This window comes from Variovorax sp. AC194 (assembly GCF_979257995.1).
Window position 1 is genome coordinate 5,067,158 of record NZ_OZ409823.1, and the last position, 18,035, is coordinate 5,085,192.

General features: G+C 65.1%; 16 protein-coding genes and 1 other RNA gene. 10 read left to right on the forward strand and 7 right to left on the reverse strand.

Annotation, left to right across the window (positions count from 1 at the left end; all coding sequences use genetic code 11):
• Window positions 1-28 precede the first annotated feature (28 nt).
• From ggt to ACZYRS_RS24150, 3 genes are all read right to left on the reverse strand, one after another.
• Complete coding sequence (gene ggt / locus ACZYRS_RS24140) at window positions 29-1,765, reverse strand: gamma-glutamyltransferase (protein WP_463421281.1); 1,737 nt, start codon at window positions 1,763-1,765, stop codon at window positions 29-31.
• A 50-nt stretch (window positions 1,766-1,815) separates the two neighbouring features.
• Entirely contained in the window at window positions 1,816-3,411 is a 1,596-nt protein-coding gene (locus tag ACZYRS_RS24145) for a methyltransferase regulatory domain-containing protein (RefSeq protein ID WP_463421282.1), read from the reverse strand.
• Between the two features lie 170 nt (window positions 3,412-3,581).
• Complete coding sequence (locus ACZYRS_RS24150) at window positions 3,582-3,830, reverse strand: hypothetical protein (protein WP_463421283.1); 249 nt, start codon at window positions 3,828-3,830, stop codon at window positions 3,582-3,584.
• A 50-nt stretch (window positions 3,831-3,880) separates the two neighbouring features.
• Here ACZYRS_RS24150 and ACZYRS_RS24155 point away from each other — a divergent pair, with 50 nt between their 5' ends.
• Window positions 3,881-4,168 carry a hypothetical protein gene (locus tag ACZYRS_RS24155; RefSeq protein ID WP_463421284.1) on the forward strand — a complete coding sequence of 96 codons (288 nt, stop codon included), beginning with the start codon at window positions 3,881-3,883 and terminating at the stop codon, window positions 4,166-4,168.
• Window positions 4,169-4,177: 9 nt separating this feature from the next.
• Window positions 4,178-4,390, forward strand: coding sequence for a hypothetical protein (locus ACZYRS_RS24160; RefSeq protein WP_093434490.1), 213 nt, complete (start codon window positions 4,178-4,180; stop codon window positions 4,388-4,390).
• A 66-nt stretch (window positions 4,391-4,456) separates the two neighbouring features.
• On the opposite strand, the gene ssrA is transcribed toward ACZYRS_RS24160, so the two are convergent.
• The 4 genes from ssrA to ompA all read right to left on the reverse strand — a co-directional run bounded on the left by ssrA (window position 4,457) and on the right by ompA (window position 7,029).
• Window positions 4,457-4,843, reverse strand: a transfer-messenger RNA (tmRNA) gene (gene ssrA / locus ACZYRS_RS24165).
• A 12-nt stretch (window positions 4,844-4,855) separates the two neighbouring features.
• Window positions 4,856-5,524 carry an HAD family hydrolase gene (locus ACZYRS_RS24170; RefSeq protein ID WP_463421285.1) on the reverse strand — a complete coding sequence of 223 codons (669 nt, stop codon included), beginning with the start codon at window positions 5,522-5,524 and terminating at the stop codon, window positions 4,856-4,858.
• Window positions 5,521-6,249, reverse strand: a complete 729-nt coding sequence (ubiG, locus tag ACZYRS_RS24175; RefSeq protein ID WP_198787780.1) for a bifunctional 2-polyprenyl-6-hydroxyphenol methylase/3-demethylubiquinol 3-O-methyltransferase UbiG — start codon at window positions 6,247-6,249, stop codon at window positions 5,521-5,523. The genes ACZYRS_RS24170 and ubiG overlap by 4 nt, the downstream gene beginning before the upstream one ends.
• 129 nt (window positions 6,250-6,378) lie before the next feature.
• Entirely contained in the window at window positions 6,379-7,029 is a 651-nt protein-coding gene (ompA, locus tag ACZYRS_RS24180) for an outer membrane protein OmpA (RefSeq protein WP_198787779.1), read from the reverse strand.
• Window positions 7,030-7,253: 224 nt separating this feature from the next.
• On the opposite strand from ompA, the gene gyrA reads away from it, so the two are divergent.
• The 8 genes from gyrA to ACZYRS_RS24220 all read left to right on the forward strand — a co-directional run bounded on the left by gyrA (window position 7,254) and on the right by ACZYRS_RS24220 (window position 18,019).
• Complete coding sequence (gene gyrA, locus ACZYRS_RS24185; RefSeq protein ID WP_198787778.1) at window positions 7,254-9,899, forward strand: DNA gyrase subunit A; 2,646 nt, start codon at window positions 7,254-7,256, stop codon at window positions 9,897-9,899.
• On the forward strand, window positions 9,896-10,483 hold the full coding sequence (locus ACZYRS_RS24190) for a DUF2059 domain-containing protein (RefSeq protein WP_198787777.1): 588 nt from the start codon (window positions 9,896-9,898) through the stop codon (window positions 10,481-10,483). Before gyrA ends, ACZYRS_RS24190 begins: the two co-directional genes overlap by 4 nt.
• Window positions 10,484-10,552: 69 nt before the next feature.
• A complete protein-coding gene (gene serC, locus ACZYRS_RS24195; RefSeq protein ID WP_463422531.1) occupies window positions 10,553-11,620 on the forward strand; it encodes a 3-phosphoserine/phosphohydroxythreonine transaminase in 1,068 nt (355 codons plus the stop codon).
• A 26-nt stretch (window positions 11,621-11,646) separates the two neighbouring features.
• Window positions 11,647-12,768 (forward strand): prephenate dehydratase, encoded by a 1,122-nt coding sequence (gene pheA, locus ACZYRS_RS24200; RefSeq protein ID WP_198787775.1) that lies wholly within the window; start codon window positions 11,647-11,649, stop codon window positions 12,766-12,768.
• Window positions 12,769-12,782: 14 nt separating this feature from the next.
• Complete coding sequence (locus tag ACZYRS_RS24205) at window positions 12,783-13,676, forward strand: prephenate dehydrogenase (RefSeq protein WP_463421286.1); 894 nt, start codon at window positions 12,783-12,785, stop codon at window positions 13,674-13,676.
• A gap of 1 nt (window position 13,677) precedes the next feature.
• Complete coding sequence (locus ACZYRS_RS24210) at window positions 13,678-15,690, forward strand: bifunctional 3-phosphoshikimate 1-carboxyvinyltransferase/cytidylate kinase (protein ID WP_463421287.1); 2,013 nt, start codon at window positions 13,678-13,680, stop codon at window positions 15,688-15,690.
• A 230-nt stretch (window positions 15,691-15,920) separates the two neighbouring features.
• Window positions 15,921-17,609, forward strand: a complete 1,689-nt coding sequence (gene rpsA, locus ACZYRS_RS24215; protein WP_012746757.1) for a 30S ribosomal protein S1 — start codon at window positions 15,921-15,923, stop codon at window positions 17,607-17,609.
• Window positions 17,610-17,695: 86 nt separating this feature from the next.
• Window positions 17,696-18,019, forward strand: coding sequence for an integration host factor subunit beta (locus ACZYRS_RS24220; protein ID WP_013540224.1), 324 nt, complete (start codon window positions 17,696-17,698; stop codon window positions 18,017-18,019).
• The last annotated feature ends 16 nt before the right edge of the window (window positions 18,020-18,035 follow it).

Consider the following 18,035-nt stretch of genomic DNA (forward strand, 5'->3'; position numbering starts at 1 on the left):
TGGCACGACCGCCCCTGAGTTTGCAGGATCAGTAACCGGCAGCCAAACCGGTGTTGCGGCGCGGGTCGTTCGCGCCGTAGAAACGGTTGGCGCCCACTGGCTTGCCGCCCAGTGACGGCGCACCAACGATGATCGCGGCCAGGTGGTTGGCCGGCTGCGGCACGCCCAGGTTGTGGCCCATGTCGGTCAGGATCTTGCGGGTGTCGGGGCTGATGGCGAAGGTCTCGACATTGGTGACGTCGGGCAGCCATTGCTGGTGGAAGCGCGGCGCATCGACGGCTTCCTGCACGTTCATGCCGTAGTCGACCACGTTCAGGATCGTGTGCAGCACCGCCGTGATGATGCGGCTGCCGCCGGGCGTGCCGACCACGAACACCGGCTTGCCGTCCTTGGACACGATCGTCGGGCTCATCGAGCTCAGCGGGCGCTTGCCCGGGGCGATGGCGTTGGCCTCGCCCTGCACCAGGCCGTACATGTTGGGCACGCCGATCTTGGAGGTGAAGTCGTCCATCTCGTTGTTCAGCAGCACGCCGGTCTTGTCGGCCGTGACCTTGGCGCCGAACCAGTCGTTCAGTGTGTAAGTGACCGAGACCGCGTTGCCCCACTGGTCGGTGATCGAGTAGTGGGTGGTGTTGCTGCCTTCGTGCGGCGCGACGCCGGGCTTGATGTCCTTGGAGACGCCGGCCTTCTTCGGGTCGATGGCCGCGCGGATCTTCTCGGCGTAGCCCTTGTCGAGCAGGCGATCGAGCGGGTTCTTCACGAAGTCGGGGTCGCCCAGGTAGCTGTTGCGGTCCACGTAGGCGTGGCGCATGGCCTCGATCTGGTAGTGCACCGACTGCGCCGAGCGAAAGCCCAGGTCCTTGAGCGGATAGCCCTCCAGGATGTTGAGCATCTCGCAGATGATCACGCCGCCCGAGCTCGGGGGCGGCGCCGACACCACGCGGTAGCCGCGGTAGTCGCACTCCACCGGCGCGAGTTCGCGCGTCTTGTACTGGTCCAGGTCGGCCTGCGTGATGATGCCCTTGCCGGCCTGGCTCGAGGCCACGATCGCCTTGCCGACCCAGCCCTTGTAGAAGCCGTCGGGGCCCTTGGAACTGATTTCCTTCAGCGTCTTGGCCAGGTCTTTCTGCACCAGCTTCTGGCCGACCTGGAAAGGCTGGCCCTTGTTCAGGAAGATTGCGCCGGAGACCGGGTCTTTCTGGAAGTCGGCGGTGGAGGTCCACAGCATGTCGATGTCGCCCTGCTCCAGCGCGAAGCCCTTGTCGGCCAGCTGGATCGAGGGGGCGATGAGGTCGGCGCGCTTCATCGTGCCGTACTTCTCGCGCGCGTATTCCATGCCCGACACCGAGCCCGGCACGCCCACGGCGAGGTGGCCGTTGGTGCTCAGGCCCTTGACGACGTTGCCGTCCTTGTCCAGGTACATGTTGGCCGTGGCGGCCAGCGGCGCCTTCTCGCGGAAGTCGAGGAAGGTCTTGCGGCCGTCGGCCAGCTGCACGGTCATGAAGCCGCCGCCGCCCAGGTTGCCCGCCGCCGGGTACACCACCGCCAGCGCATAACCCACGGCGACCGCCGCATCGACTGCGTTGCCGCCGCGCTTGAGCACGTCGACGCCGACCTTGCTGGCCAGGTGCTGCGCGCTCACGACCATGCCGTGCTCGGCCGCGACCGGCGCCTGCGAGGCCGCCTGCGACACGCCCGCAGCCGTGAGAGCGAGCGCGGCCGCGACGGCGGCGCGCAGTGTCGGGGTCCAATGGAATTGCTGCATGGGAAGTCTCCTCTTTGAGTTGGATGAAGAAGATGGATGGGGTGTTCGGCTCAGGCCGTGAGCAGCGCCTTGCGCCGCAGGTCCTTCAAGGCCAGCGCCACCTGCTGCTGCGCGAATTCCTTCAGCGCCTCGGGCTCGGTCAGCGGCTTCTCGTCCTTGATGAAGCGCAGGCGATCGGCCCGCACTTCGCCGGCCAGGTGCTCGGCGAGCGCTTCGTGCGAATGCGCGCCGTCCAGCAGCGGCAGCAGGCTACGCTCCAGCAGCGTGAGGCCCACGGGCTCGTGCCACTGGTTGCAGGCCTGCGCGTTGGCGCCCGCCGTGAGCGAGAGGCCAGGCGCGCCGCGCACAGCGGCGAGGGCTTGCGGCAGGCCGGAGACTTCGGTCGCCGCCGGCACCGGCGTGCGCCGGAAACGCAACGCGCCCAGGATCACCAGCTCCTCGAGCATGGCCAGCACGACGCGCTCGACCGCATCGCGCGGCTCGCCCGTGAGCCTCGCCGCACCGTCGATCAGGGCCTCGGCCGATGCGGATGCCGGATAGCGTGCCTCGAGCACCTGCGCCACGGCCTTGTGCACGGGCAGGCGCAGCGTCACCTTGAGGTTGCGGATCGCATGGCAGGGCTGCTCGCGCGCATCGAGCGTGAGCGCGCCGCCGTCTTCGGTGGTGAACACGCCGGCAAATTCGAGGGCACGGATGCGCGCCGGATCGAGGCGGTAGCGGATGTCTCTCGCGCGCTCCTGCTTGACCAGCAGCGTCTGGCGGAACGTGCGGTTGACCAGGAAGTCGAGGTACTGCTCCATCATGATCTGGCTGCCGCCGCATTCGCGCAGCAGCGGATCGCGCACCTTCTCGCCGTAGTTCTGCACGAACATGGTCGAGGGCTCCGCGTCGCACAGGTAAGCCAGCCCGCGGGCATCGGCGCGCGCGGCGAACTCCTTGAAGTAGCAGGGCTCGTTGCAGGGCTCCAGGAACTCGTGCAGCAGGTAGTAGCCGCTGGAGCCGCGCACGATGGGCATGGTCTCCTCGAGCGTCTTCTTGAGCACGCTGTCGGGGCGCGCCGACTGCTCGAGGAACTCGAGCATGCCGCGCGCATAGGCCAGCTTCTCGTCGGGCGTGTCGCGCGGACCGCCGCGCAGGATCATCGCGTCGCGCACGATCTCGCGCGCCTTCCAGCCGGGGTACACGTTGTAGCTCACGTAGGCCACGCCGTTCGGCGCGAGGTTCTCCGCGCAGATGCGCAGGATCGCGTCCTGCACCGGGCCCGGCACCCAGCTGTAGACGCCGTGGCAGACGATGTAGTCGAACTGGCCGAACGAGGCATCGATGTCGGCGATGTTGAACGCTCTCAACTCGACGTTCGAGAGGCCCGCATGCGCGATGGCCGCGACGCCTTGCGACACCTGCACGGTGGACAGATCGACGCCGATGGCACGCGCCTCGGGATGGCGCGCCGCGAAGGGAATCAGGTTGCCGCCGGCCGCGCAGCCCAGCTCCAGCACGCGCGCCGTGGCGGGTGGAGGGGCATCGAGTCCGAACAGGAAGGCCAGCGCTTCCAGATGCTCCATCGCGGACTGTGGAAACGGATGCGAGTCGTAGGGCACCGAGTCGTAGTAGCTGGTCAGCGTGGAGGTCAGTGAATCCGGCACGTGTGTCCTTGGGGATCTGGGAGGTTCTGGGGTCGCGATGTGACAGCGCTGGCCGACTATAGCCCCGCGATCAGGCAAAAAAACCCAGCGGTGACGCTGGGCTCAAGCCTTTCTGCTGGCATGGCATCAAGGACCCCGCACAGGTTGACCGGCGGAGGACGGCGAACCCGTCAAGGAGAAATTGGGTGCTGCCCCGAAGGCAGTTGGCGAGAGGAAACGGCAGGTGCGAGCCCGGAGGCCTCCGTGAGAGGACGAAGCCAATCGATGGCGGCCTCGTCGGGGAGCATGGCCCGCAGCCGCGCATCGCGCCGGAGCGTGCGCGCGACGTCCTCCAGTTCGAGGGCGTCCACCGTGTGCCAGCGCTGCCGCAACCGATGCGCGCAGGCGGCGATCCAGAGGGTGGCCGGGATGTTTTCCATGACGGTATTTTACTGTATATTTGTACAGTCTTTTCATCAAGGATGCCGCCATGTCTACGACCGCCGAAGATAACGACCCCGCCCCCGCGACCAATCACGCGTTGACCGAGGCCCTGGCCTGGATCTCGAAATTCGCGCACGCGTGGAAGGCCATCGAGCCAGCGCCCCGAAGCCTGAGCATCGACGGCTTCATCATCTGGGGACCGGTGCTGTATGAGAAGCACCAGGGCGAAGACCCGGTGAAGCTTGCGCAGCAGCTGTTCGGCAAGTCTGGCGCGTATTTCAGGTATCTCTATCCCGGACGCAAGCCAAGCGCGGGCGCAGAGCTGGCGTCTTAGAATGCCTCGATGAATTGGCGCACCACACTGCTTCCGCTTGCCTTGATCACCACCGTCATCACTGGTTGTTCGGCCCCGAACGAGATCGTGCCGTTCCGCGAAGGCGTGCTGCGTGCGCCCAGCTACACGCTGGCCGCGGACTACTGCAGTGCGAAGGACCTGACGCCGAAGTGGATCGGCAGAGCGCCTGCGGAATCCGGCGTTTTGTTCCAGTGCTACTGAAGCTCTACGCTACGGGCTGAAATGAAAACGGCAGCCGTTGGTGACAACGGCTGCCGTTCTGTTGAGTGGTGGAGCTGGGGGGATTTGAACCCCCGTCCGCAAGCCTTCATCGCGCAGTTCTACATGTTTAGTGATCTGATTTGAGTCTCGCTTCCGGAGTCGCGCAGTCACACGCTAAACCGGACGCCAGCACCCTATTTTCTCGCCCCGACCCAAGGTACCCGGATCGGAGCCAGCCCATGTAATTATCTTTGCAGCCGGGAGGATTCAGATTGCTCTGTCACCCCCTTGCCCAGCCCATCGGCCTGCTGTTGCAAAGCTCACTGGCAATTAAGCAGCGAGTGCGAAACGTTCGTCGTTTGCAGTTAGTTTGTTTGAATCTGTTTTACGAGCGCATTCAGCTCGACATGCCCCGCTGCGACTCCGAACCCACGTCGAAACCAGTGCAGCCCCAAGCCTTGCATTTTAGGCGCTATTGAGTAAATGCAAGAGCTCCATGGGCGAAGATATTGACGCATCGGCCTGCCAGAGCGTCGCATCGGCCTGCGAACCCATGTAGCCGTAGGTCGCGGCCACCGTGCGCATGCCGGCGGCGCGGCCCGCGATGATGTCGCGCTCGTCGTCACCCACGTAGATGCATGCCTCCGAAGGAACGCCCAATCGACGCGCCGCTTCGTGCAGCGGTTCGGGATGCGGCTTGGCATGCGGCGTGGTGTCGCCGCTCACGATGGCGCCCGCGCTGGCGAAGAGCGGCATGGCACGGGTCAACGGGTCGGTGAATCGCATCGACTTGTTGGTGACCACGCCCCAGAGGAGGCCGCGCGCCTGAACGGCATCGATCAGCGCCTGGACGCCATCGAACACCTGTGTGTTGAGCAGCATGCGGCGCTCGTAGGCGACGAAGAACTCCTCGCGCAACTCAGGAAATTCAGGCGAATCGGGCGTGATGCCGAAGGCCACGCCGAGCATGCCGCGCGCACCCGAGCCCGCATGGGGGCGATAGCGATCGAGGGGATAGGACTCGAGGCCGCGATCGGTCCGCATCTTGTCGGCCGCGGCGCCCAGGTCGGGCGCGCTGTCGATCAGCGTGCCGTCCAGGTCGAACAGCACGGCTTGTGTGAGTGAGCCCTTCATCCCTGCGAACCCGGCAGCGCTGGCCTCTGCGTGGCGAACATGTAGTTGACGCTGGTGTCATCGCTGAGCCAGTAGCGGCGCGTCAGCGGGTTGTGCTCCATGCCGCGGGTGTGCCGGAGATCCAGGCCCGCAGCGCGGCAGTAAGCGGCGAGTTCGCTGGGGCGAATCAGCTTCGCGTACTCGTGCGTGCCGCGCGGCAACATGCCAAGGATGTATTCCGCACCCACGATCGCCAGCGCGAACGACTTCAGGTTGCGATTGATGGTCGAGAAAAACACCCATCCGCCGGGCTTGACCAGCGTGGCGCAGGCCTGGATCACTGAGGCCGGCTTGGGCACGTGCTCCAGCATTTCCATGCAGGTGACGACATCGAAGCTGCCCGGCTGCTCGGCGGCCAGCGCCTCGGCGCTGATCTCGCGGTACTTGACGCCTCGCGTGCCGGCCTCGAGTGCATGCAACTGGGCCACCTTGAGCGCCTTGCCCGCCAGGTCGATGCCCAGGACGTCCGCGCCTTTTCGGGCCATCGAGTCGGCCAGGATTCCGCCGCCGCAACCGATATCAAGCACGCGGCGCTGCGAAATAGGGGCAATACCGTCGATCCATTCCAAGCGCAATGGATTGATTTCATGCAGCGGGCGGAATTCGCTTTCCAAATCCCACCACCGATGCGCCAGTTCTGAAAACTTGGCGAGTTCAGCCGGATCGGCATTCACATTTTCTGTCATATGGCAATTATGAAGCGGGCAATGCCCGACATGCGCAGGACGATCTTGTTCAATTCTTGCCGTCAAATTCGACGGGCATAAAAAAACCCCGCCGAGGCGGGGTTTTCATCATCGATGGAATCGATCGATTTAGTTGGCGCGGGTGCCGACCACTTCGATTTCCACGCGACGGTTCTTGGCGCGGCCTTCCTTGGTGCGGTTGTCAGCCACTGGCTGCTTCTCGCCCTTGCCTTCGGTGTAGACGCGGTTGCGTTCGATGCCCTTCGAGACCAGGAAGGCCTTGACGGCTTCGGCGCGACGCACCGACAGACGCTGGTTGTAGGCGTCCGTACCGATCGAGTCGGTGTGGCCCACAGCGATGATCACTTCGAGGTTGACGCCACGGATCTTCTCGACCAGGTCGGTCAGCTTGGCGCGACCTTCAGGCTTCAGAACCGACTTGTCGAAGTCGAAGAATGCGTCGGCAGCGAAGGTCACCTTCGAAGCAGCGACGGCCGGCGGTGCGCCAGGAGCAACGGGAGCTGCGCCAGGTGCTGCAGGCGCAGCAACTGCGGGAACCAGAGCGCCGTCGCAACCGGCGGCGGCGGTAGCCGGCGTCCAGTTGGCATCGCGCCAGCACAGTTCGTTCGTGCCGTTCTTCCAGACCAGCTCGCCGGTGCCGTTTTGCCAGTTGTCGATCGTAGGACCGCCGTCCGCAGCGGTGACACGGGTCTGCGCGCCGGCGGCAGTGGCGAGCGCAGCGACTGCAAACATCATCGCCACTTTATTCAGTTTCTTCATGGTTCTCCTCTTGGGGAAAAAGCCGCAGCCGCGCTGCGAATCAAGGACGCTTTAAGTGACCACCACCCAAAACGTTGAGACGATTGTGCCATAGGGTCTTTGGCAAACAGGCCGCTGGACGCCCCCGAAGCGTAGGACGGAGGCGGAATAGCCGGCTTGTGTTGCGGCGGAGCGACACCCCTCACAGCGTAAAATTTCGCCTTCCTGCCGCCAGCCTCTTGCCCATGACCTCCTTCGCCAAAGAAACCCTGCCCATCAGTCTTGAAGAGGAAATGCGCAGCAGCTATCTCGATTACGCCATGAGCGTGATCGTGGGCCGAGCGCTCCCCGACGCACGCGATGGCCTCAAGCCCGTGCATCGGCGCGTGCTCTTCGCCATGCACGAGCTCAACAACGACTGGAACCGGCCGTACAAGAAGTCGGCCCGTATCGTCGGCGACGTGATCGGTAAATACCACCCGCACGGCGATCAATCGGTCTACGACACCATCGTGCGATTGGCGCAGGACTTCTCCATGCGCCACATGCTGGTGGACGGCCAGGGCAACTTCGGCTCCGTGGATGGAGACAACGCAGCCGCAATGCGTTATACGGAAATCCGGCTGGCCAAAATTGCGCATGAAATGCTGGCCGATATCGACAAGGAAACTGTCGACTTTCAAGACAATTACGACGGCTCCGAAAAAGAACCGAAAGTTTTGCCGAGCCAGTTGCCCAATTTGCTGGTCAATGGCTCGGGCGGTATTGCGGTCGGCATGGCCACCAATATCCCGCCGCACAACTTGAATGAAGTCGTTGACGCCTGCCTGCACCTCTTGCGCAACCCCGAGGCCAGCATCGACGAGCTGATGGAAATCGTGCCGGCGCCCGACTTTCCCACGGCCGGCATCATCTACGGCATCAACGGCGTGAAGGACGGCTACCGCACCGGCCGCGGCAAGGTCGTGATGCGCGCCAAGTGCCACTTCGAGGACATCGACCGCGGCCAGCGCCAGGCGATCATCGTCGACGAGCTCCCCTACCAGGTCAACAAGAAGACGCTGCAGGAGCGCATGGCCGAGCTGGTGCACGAGAAAAAAATCGAAGGCATCAGCCACATCCAGGACGAGTCCGACAAGTCGGGCATGCGCCTGGTGATCGAGCTCAAGCGCGGCGAAGTGCCCGAGGTCGTGCTCAACAATCTCTACAAGCAGACGCAGCTGCAGGACACCTTCGGCATCAACATGGTGGCGCTGGTCGACGGCCAGCCCAAGCTGTGCAACCTGAAGGACCTGATCCAGGTCTTCCTGCAGCACCGCCGCGAAGTGGTCACGCGCCGCACGGTCTTCACGCTGCGCAAGGCCCGCGAACGCGGCCACGTGCTCGAAGGCCTGGCGGTGGCGCTGGCCAACATCGACGAATTCATCCGGATCATCCGCGAGTCGCCCACGCCGCCGGTCGCCAAGGCCGAGCTGATGACCCGCAGCTGGGACAGCAAGCTGGTGCGCGAGATGCTCACGCGTTCGCGCGCCGACGGCGGCGTGATCAACGCAGACGACTACCGCCCCGAAGGCCTGGAGCGCGAATTCGGCATGGGCTCGGATGGCCTGTATCGCCTCTCGGACACACAAGCGCAGGAAATTTTGCAGATGCGTCTGCAGCGCCTGACCGGTCTCGAGCAGGACAAGATCGTTGCCGAGTACAAGGACGTGATGGCCGAGATCGACGACCTGCTCGACATCCTGTCCAAGCCCGAGCGCGTGTCGGTCATCATCGGCGACGAGCTGGGCACCATCAAGCAGGAGTTCGGCCAGAGCAAGCTCGGCGCGCGCCGCAGCCTGGTGGAGCACAGCGCGTTCGACCTCTCGACCGAAGACCTGATCACGCCGACCGACATGGTGGTGACGCTCTCGCACAGCGGCTACATCAAGAGCCAGCCGCTGGGCGAGTACCGCGCGCAAAAGCGCGGCGGCCGCGGCAAGCAGGCCACCGCCACGAAGGAAGACGACTGGATCGATCAGCTCTTCATCGCCAACACGCATGACTACATCCTGTGCTTCTCCAACCGCGGCCGGCTCTACTGGCTCAAGGTGTGGGAAGTGCCGGCGGGCTCGCGCGGTTCGCGGGGCCGGCCGATCGTCAACATGTTCCCGCTGCAGGAAGGCGAGAAGATCAACGTGGCGCTCGCGCTCACTGGCGAGAAGCGCAACTTCCCGGCCGACCAGTACGTGTTCATGTCGACCTCGATGGGCACCGTCAAGAAGACCGCGCTCGACGAATTCAACAATCCGCGCAAGGGCGGCATCATTGCCGTGAACCTGGACGACGGCGACTACCTGATCGGCGCCGCCCTCACCGACGGCAAGCATGACGTGATGCTCTTCAGCGATGGCGGCAAGGCCGTGCGCTTCGCTGAAGACGACGTCCGTCCGCTCGGCCGCAATGCGCGCGGCGTGCGCGGCATGTCGCTCGACCCGGGCCAGGGCGTGATCGCCATGCTCGTGGCCGAGGACGAACAGCAGAGCGTGCTCACCGCCACGGAAAATGGTTACGGAAAGCGAACAAGCATTACGGAATACACGCGTCACGGCCGTGGAACCAAAGGCATGATCGCGATTCAACAGAGTGAGCGCAACGGCAAGGTCGTTGCCGCCACTCTCGTGCATGCGGACGATGAGATCATGCTCATCACCGACAAGGGCGTGCTTGTGCGCACCCGGGTTGCCGAAATTCGTGAACTGGGTCGCGCGACGCAAGGCGTCACGCTGATCGGGCTTGACGAAGGCGCCAAACTCAGCGGGCTACAGCGTATCGTCGAAAACGACGCGAACGGCGAGAGCGAGCCGGACGCAGACGATACTTCCACATCTTCAACGGAGAATCCTCAGTGAAAAAAATCAAACTCGCACTTCTGACGGTAGCTTTGGCCAGCAGCTCGATGGCCGCCATGGCCCAGGACAAGGCCACGCTGATCAAGCAGTTCATCGACATCCAGCGCCCCGGCATCGAATCGCTGGCGCGTGGTCTGGTCGAGCAGTCGAGCGCCCCGATCGCACAAGCCGGTTCGCAGTACCTGCAGACGCAAGTGCCTGAAGCCAAGCGCGAGTCCGCCGCCAAGGCCGCCGACGCCGAACTCAAGAAGTACTTCGACGACGCCTACCCCCTCGTGCGCGACAAGGCCGTGCAACTGGCACCGGGCGCCCTCACCCCGCTGCTCGAGCAGAACTTCAGCGAAGACGAACTCAAGCAACTGCTGGCCTGGATCAACTCCCCGCTCAGCAAGAAGTACCAGGACCTGAACCCGAAGATGCAGACCGCATTGACGGAAAAGCTGGTGGCCGAAACCCGCGCTTCCATCGAACCCAAGATGCGCGCGCTCGACACCAACGTGGCCAAGGCCCTCGGCGCTCCGACCGACGGCGGCCAAGGTTCCGCACCCGCCAAGGCGCCAGCCAAGGCCCCAGCCAAGAAGTAAAGCAACGTGACCCAGCAGCAGACGCCGGCCGGCAAGCGCCCCTACAACTTCTCGGCCGGTCCGGCTGCCATGCCGGAGGCGGTGCTGCAGCGCGCCGCCGCCGAAATGCTCGACTGGCAGGGCAGCGGCATGAGCGTGATGGAGATGAGCCATCGCGGCAAGGAATTCGGCGCGATCGCCACGCAGGCCGAAGCCGACATCCGCACGCTGCTGGCCGTGCCCTCCCATTTCCACGTCCTGTTCATGCAGGGCGGCGGCCTTGGCGAAAACGCCATCGTGCCGATGAACCTGTCGCGCGGCACAACCGCGGACTTCGTCATCACCGGCAGCTGGAGCATCAAGTCGCACAAGGAAGCGCAGCGCTATTGCACGGCGCGCGTGGCCGCGAGCAACGCCGACGACCAGCACACGAAGCTTCCCGATCCCTCGACCTGGCAACTCACCAAGGACGCCTCGTATGTGCACCTGTGCACCAACGAGACGATCAACGGCATCGAGTTCCAGCAGTTGCCCGACCTCGCCGCGCTCGGCAGCGATGCGCCGCTCGTCATCGATTTCTCGTCGCACGTGGCTTCGCGCAGCGTCGACTGGAGCCGCGTGGGCCTCGCCTTCGGCGGTGCCCAGAAGAACCTCGGCCCGGCAGGCCTCACGATCGTCGTCGTGCGCGACGACCTCCTGGGCCATGCGCTGGAGATCTGCCCGAGCGCGTTCAACTACAAGACCGTGGCCGACAACAACTCCATGTACAACACCCCGCCGACCTGGGGCATCTACATGGCGGGGCTCACCTTCCAATGGCTGCTTGAGCAGACCGAGGGCACGCTCACTGGCGTGGCCGCGATGGAGCAGCGCAATATCGAGAAGGCGACGCTGCTGTACGACTTCATCGACGGCTCCGACTTCTACGCCAACCGCATCGATGCGAGCTGCCGCTCGCGCATGAACGTGCCGTTCTTCCTGGCCGACGAAAGCCGCAACGAAGCCTTCCTGGCCGGCGCGCGCGAGGCCGGGCTGCTGCAGCTCAAGGGCCACAAGTCGGTCGGCGGCATGCGCGCGAGCATCTACAACGCCATGCCGCTGGCAGGGGTGCAGGCCCTCGTGGGCTACATGCGAGAATTCGAGCGATCGCATGCCTAGGCGCATGCCCTAGCTCTGCTCGCACGATGACCGCCTCCGCACCCACACCGCCCTCCTCCAACGACAACTCCGAAAGCCTTGCCGATCTGCGCGTGCAGATCGACTCGCTCGACCAACGCCTGCTGAGCCTGCTCAACGAGCGGGCCCACGTGGCCGAACTGGTCGGCGAGGTCAAGAAGCGCGAAGGCACGCCGTTCTTTCGCCCCGACCGCGTTGCCGCCGTCATCGACAAGATGCAGAAAAGCAATGGAGGTCCGCTCAAGGACCTCCATGTCGCGGCCATCTGGCGCGAGATCATGTCGGCGTGCCTCGCCCTCGAATCGCCGCAGCGCGTGGCCGTGCTGGGCCCCGAAGGCACCTTCTGCGAGCAGGCTGCCATCGAGTACTTCGGCGGCGCCGCCGACCTGATCTACTGCGCCAGCTTCGACGAAGTCTTCCACGCCACCGCCGCGGGCAGCGCCCAGTACGGCGTGGTCGGCGTCGAGAACTCGACCGAAGGCGTGGTCACCCGCTCGCTCGACCTCTTCCTGCATTCGCCCACGCATGTGGTCGGCGAAGTCAGCCTGCTGGTGCGCCACCACCTCCTGCGCAGCGAGAACTCGCTCGAAGGCATCGAGGCGGTGCTCGCCCATCCGCAGGCGCTCGCGCAGTGCCAGACCTGGCTGTCCAAGCACCTGCCCAACGCCGAGCGCCGCGCCGTCTCGAGCAACGCCGAAGGCGCGCGCCTCGCGGCCACCAACCCGGCCTGGGCCGGCCTGGCCGGCGAACGCGCCGCCACCCGCTTCGGCCTGCACATCGTGGCGCACGCCATCCAGGACGATTCGTACAACCGCACCCGCTTCTCGGTGATCTGCCTGCCGCAGACGCTGGCCATGCCGCCGGCCTCGGGCAAGGACTGCACGAGCCTGATCGTCTCGGTGCCCAACCGGCCCGGCGCGGTGCATGACCTGCTGGTGCCGCTGAAGGCCAACAACGTGTCGATGACGCGCTTCGAATCGCGCCCCGCGCGCACCGGCCAGTGGGAGTACTACTTCTACATCGACCTGGACGGCCACCCCTCGCAGCCCAACGTGGCCGCGGCGCTGGCCGAACTGCGCGGCCTCTGCGCGTTCTACAAGGTGCTTGGCGCCTACCCCGTCAAAGCCTGAGCCGGACAGACACGATGTTCGAGCAACTGGGATTGATCGGCTGCGGCCTCATGGGCGGCTCCTTTGCGCTCGCGCTCAAGCGCGCGAAGCTGGTGAAACGCGTGGTCGGCTACAGCAAGTCGCCCTCCACCACCGAGCGGGCACGCCAGCTCGGCGTGATCGACGTGGCGGCGCCCTCGGCGCTGCTGGCGGTGTCGGGCGCCGACCTCGTGCTGCTCGCGGTGCCGGTGGCCGCCTCGGAAGCCATGTTCAAGGCGATCCGCCACGGCATCTCCAACGACACGCTGGTGATGGACGTCGGCTCGACCAAGGGCGACGTGATCGAGGCGGCGCGCAACGGCCTGCAAAAGCAGTTCGCCAACTTCGTGCCGGCGCATCCGATCGCCGGCAAGGAAGTCTCGGGCATCGAGCACGCCGAAGCCTCGCTCTTCACCGGCCGCCAGGTCGTCCTGACGCCGGTCAAGGCCACGCTGCGATCCAATGTGCAGCGCGCCTCGCAGGTGTGGAGCGGCATCGGCGCCAACGTGGTCACCATGACGCCCGAGGCGCACGACGCCTCGTTCGCCGCCGTGAGCCACCTGCCCCACCTGTTGGCGTTCGCGTACACCAACGCCCTCACCGCGCAGCCGCAGGGCGATCGTTTCCTCAGTCTCGCGGGACCGGGCTTTCGCGACTTCTCGCGCATCGCCGCGAGCGACCCGGTCATGTGGCGCGACGTGCTGCTCGCCAACCGCGAGCAGGTGCTGCTGCAGTCCCAGGCCTTCCGCAAGGCGCTGGAAGACCTCGAGGCGCTCATGACCGCGGGCGACCTGCAGGGGCTGGAGCAGTCCATCGCCGCCGCCAGCAAGGCGCGCGCCGCGTGGCGGCCGAACGCGAGCACCGATGCCTCGGCCCAGCAGGACAGCTGACATGTTCTCGACCGCCTTCCTCGATCTCCCGCCCCTCGTGGGCGCCGCCGGCACGGTCCGGCTGCCGGGCTCCAAGAGCATCTCCAACCGCGTGCTGCTGCTGGCCGCGCTCGCGAGCGGCACCACCACGATCCACGACCTGCTCGATTCCGACGACACGCGCGTGATGCTCGATGCCCTGCGCGCGCTCGGCTGCGGCATCCAGCCCGCAGGCAGCACGCTGCAGATCACCGGCCTGGGCGGCCAGCTGAAATCCGGTGGGGCGCTGCTGCCCCTCTTCCTCGGCAACGCCGGCACCGCGATGCGTCCGCTGACGGCTGCGCTCTCGCTGCTCGGCGGCGAATTCGAGCTGAGCGGCGTGCCGCGCATGCACGAGCGGCCGATCGGCGACCTGGTCGACGCGCTCACCCAGCTCGGCTGCAACATCGACTACCTCGGCAACCCGGGCTATCCGCCGCTGCGCATCCACCCGGTCCACCACGACGACCTGGCACTCCATGCACCGATCCGCGTGCGCGGCGACGTCTCGAGCCAGTTCCTCACGGCCCTGCTGCTGGCGCTGCCCCTCGCGGCCCGCAACGACATCGTGATCGAGGTGGTTGGCGAGCTGATCTCCAAGCCCTACATCGAGATCACGCTGAACCTGCTGGCGCGCTTCGGCATCACGGTGCGGCGCGACGGCTGGGAGCGCTTCACCATTCCCGCCGGCAGCCGCTACACCTCGCCGGGCGACATCCACGTGGAGGCCGACGCCTCCTCCGCCAGCTATTTCATCGCGCTGGGCGCCATCGCCACGGGCGTGTCCGGAAAGAACGGCATCCGGATCGAAGGCGTGGGCGCCGATTCGATCCAGGGCGACATCCGCTTCATCGACGCCGCCCGCCAGATGGGCGCCGAAGTCGACAGCGGCCCGAACTGGCTCGAAGTGCGCCGCGGCGCCTGGCCGCTCAAGGCCATCGACCTCGATGCGAACCACATCCCCGATGCAGCGATGACGCTCGCCGTCATGGCGCTCTACGCCGACGGCCCGAGCACGCTGCGCAACATCGCCAGCTGGCGCGTCAAGGAAACCGATCGCATCGACGCCATGGCCAACGAGCTCAAGAAGCTCGGCGCCACCGTCGAGGCCGGCCCCGATTTCATCCGCGTGCACCCGCTCGCGCCGGCCGGCTGGCAGGCGGCGAGCATCCGCACGTACGACGACCACCGCGTGGCGATGTGCTTCTCGCTCGCGCCGTTCAACCCGGCGGGCATGCCGGTGCGCATCCTCGAGCCGCACTGCGTCGCCAAGACCTTTCCCGATTACTTCGAAACCCTGTTCTCGGTCGCCGAAGCCGCCGAAGTGCCGGTGATCTGCATCGACGGCCCGACCGCCTCGGGCAAGGGCACGCTCGCGGCCGAAGTGGCGCGCCTGCTGGGCTACCACTACCTGGATTCGGGCTCGCTCTACCGAGTGACCGGCCTGGCCATGCGCCGCGCTGGCCTCGTCGCCGATGCGCAGCACGAGGCGCAGATCGCCGCCCTGGCGGCTGCCCTTCCCCTGCAGTTCACCGAGGGCAACGTGATGCTGAATGGCGAAGACGTGAGCGACGAGATCCGCACCGAAGCGGCCGGCATGGACGCCTCCCGCGTCTCGACGCTGCCCGCGGTGCGCGAGGCGCTTCTGGCGCTGCAGCAGCGTTTTCGCCAGCTCCCGGGCCTGGTGGCCGACGGCCGTGACATGGGCACCGTGATCTTCCCGGACGCGACGCTCAAGGTCTTCCTCACGGCCAGCGCCGCCCAGAGGGCGGAACGGCGTCATAAGCAGTTGATTTCAAAGGGTATTTCGACTACACTCGACAGTCTTCGCTCCGACTTGGAAGCACGTGACGCCCGGGACTCCTCCCGCAGCGTCGCCCCTTTGAAGCCGGCGCAGGATGCCCGCCACCTCGACAACTCCCAGCTGTCCATCGAGCAATCGATCGATACGGTGTTGGACTGGTGGCAGGAAATTCAACCGTTCAAGCCCGCTTGAGCGGTTTGAAGTGCAGCCTTTCAAGTCCGCTTGAAAAGCTAGCGCCAACCGGTGTTATCGGCTGGCGCCTACCGCTCCAGCAGGCTCTTTTCGCGCGACAGCGCACCAGCCTTCTGGTTGTTCAACCAACCCGGGCACCAGCCCACAAAACCGCCGTCTCCAGATCCACAGCAGCCGCACGCAATTTCGCAAGAGCGCCTGCCAACCCTGCCTGACGGAAGGAACCATAAATGTCTGAATCTTTTGCCGACCTATTCGAAGAGTCCCTGAAGCGTTCCGAAATGCGCACCGGCGAGGTCATCACGGCCGAAGTCGTGCGCGTCGAACACAACCACGTCGTCGTCAACGCCGGTCTGAAGTCCGAAGCGTATGTGCCGATCGAGGAGTTCAAGAACGACAAGGGCGAACTCGAAGTCCAGGCCGGCGATTTCGTTTCCGTTGCCATCGGCAGCGTTGAAAACGGCTACGGCGACACCATCCTCTCGCGCGACACCGCCAAGCGTCTGGCTTCGTGGCTCGCCCTGGAGAAGGCCCTGGAATCGGGCGACTTCGTCACCGGCACCACCAGCGGCAAGGTCAAGGGCGGTCTCACCGTCCTGGTCAACGGCATCCGCGCATTCCTGCCGGGCTCGCTGATCGACACGCGTCCCATCAAGGACCTGACCCCGTACGAGAACAAGACCCTCGAATTCAAGGTCATCAAGCTGGACCGCAAGCGCAACAACGTCGTGCTGTCGCGCCGTGCCGTGGTCGAAGCCAGCATGGGCGAAGAACGCGCCAAGCTGATGGAAACCCTGAAGGAAGGCGCTGTTGTCCGCGGCGTGGTCAAGAACATCACCGAATACGGTGCGTTCGTGGACCTCGGCGGCATCGACGGCCTGCTGCACATCACCGACATGGCATGGCGCCGCGTCCGCCACCCGAGCGAAGTCGTTCAGGCCGGCCAGGAAATCACCGCCAAGATCCTCAAGTTCGACACCGAGAAGAACCGTGTCTCGCTGGGTCTGAAGCAAATGGGCGACGACCCGTGGATGGGCGTTTCGCGCCGCTACCCGCAATCGACCCGCCTGTTCGGCAAGGTCACGAACATTGCCGACTACGGCGCGTTTGTCGAACTCGAACCCGGCATCGAAGGCCTGGTGCACGTCTCCGAAATGGACTGGACCAACAAGAACATCGCTCCGAACAAGATCGTCTCGCTGGGCGACGAAGTCGAAGTCATGGTCCTGGAAATCGACGAAGACAAGCGCCGCATCAGCCTGGGCATGAAGCAGTGCAAGGCCAACCCGTGGCAAGAGTTCGCGCAGAACACCAAGCGCGGCGACCGCGTCAAGGGCCCGATCAAGTCGATCACCGACTTCGGCGTGTTCGTGGGTCTGGCTGCCGGCATCGACGGCCTGGTTCACCTGTCTGACCTCTCGTGGAACGAAGCCGGCGAAACCGCCGTTCGCAACTACAAGAAGGGCCAGGAAGTCGAAGCGATCGTGTTGGCAGTCGACGTCGACCGCGAGCGCATCTCGCTGGGCATCAAGCAACTGGACAGCGATCCGTTCACCACGTTCACCACTGTGAACGACAAGGGCCAGATCGTGACCGGCAAGGTCAAGACGGTTGACGCCCGCGGCGCTGAAATCGACCTGGGCGAAGACATCATCGGCTACCTGCGTGCTTCGGAAATCTCGCGCGACCGCGTCGAAGATGCCCGCAACGTGCTCAAGGAAGGCGACGAAGTCACCGCCATCGTCGTGAACGTGGATCGCAAGACCCGCAACATCCAGCTGTCCATCAAGCAGAAGGACATGGTCGACGAACAAGGCGCCATGGCCAACCTGAGCCAGCAGTCGGCACGCGAAAACGCGGGCACGACGAGCCTGGGCGCCCTGCTGCGCGCCAAGCTCGACAACAACGACAGCAAGTAAGCTGAGTCCGAAGACAGAGCAGGCCAGGCTTTGAGCTTGGCCACTCTGTCTTTTTTTTCGTCCACGTTTTCTCTGCACTGGCCTTTATGACCCGCTCTGACCTCGTCGAAGAACTCGCGGCGCGCTTTGCACAACTCACGCACCGCGATGCCGAGTACGCCGTCAAGACCATCCTGGACGCGATGAGCGACGCGCTGGTGCGCGGGCACCGCATCGAGATCCGCGGGTTCGGCAGCTTCTCGGTCAACCGACGTCCGCCGCGCATCGGGCGCAATCCGCGTTCGGGCGAGAGCGTGCAGATCCCCGAAAAGCGGGTGCCGCACTTCAAGCCGGGCAAGGCCCTGCGCGAGGCTGTGGACGCGAAAACCGCCGAGCTCGACGCCAAGGAAGCCAAGGGCCGCAAGGCCTGATCCGCGTGGATGCAAA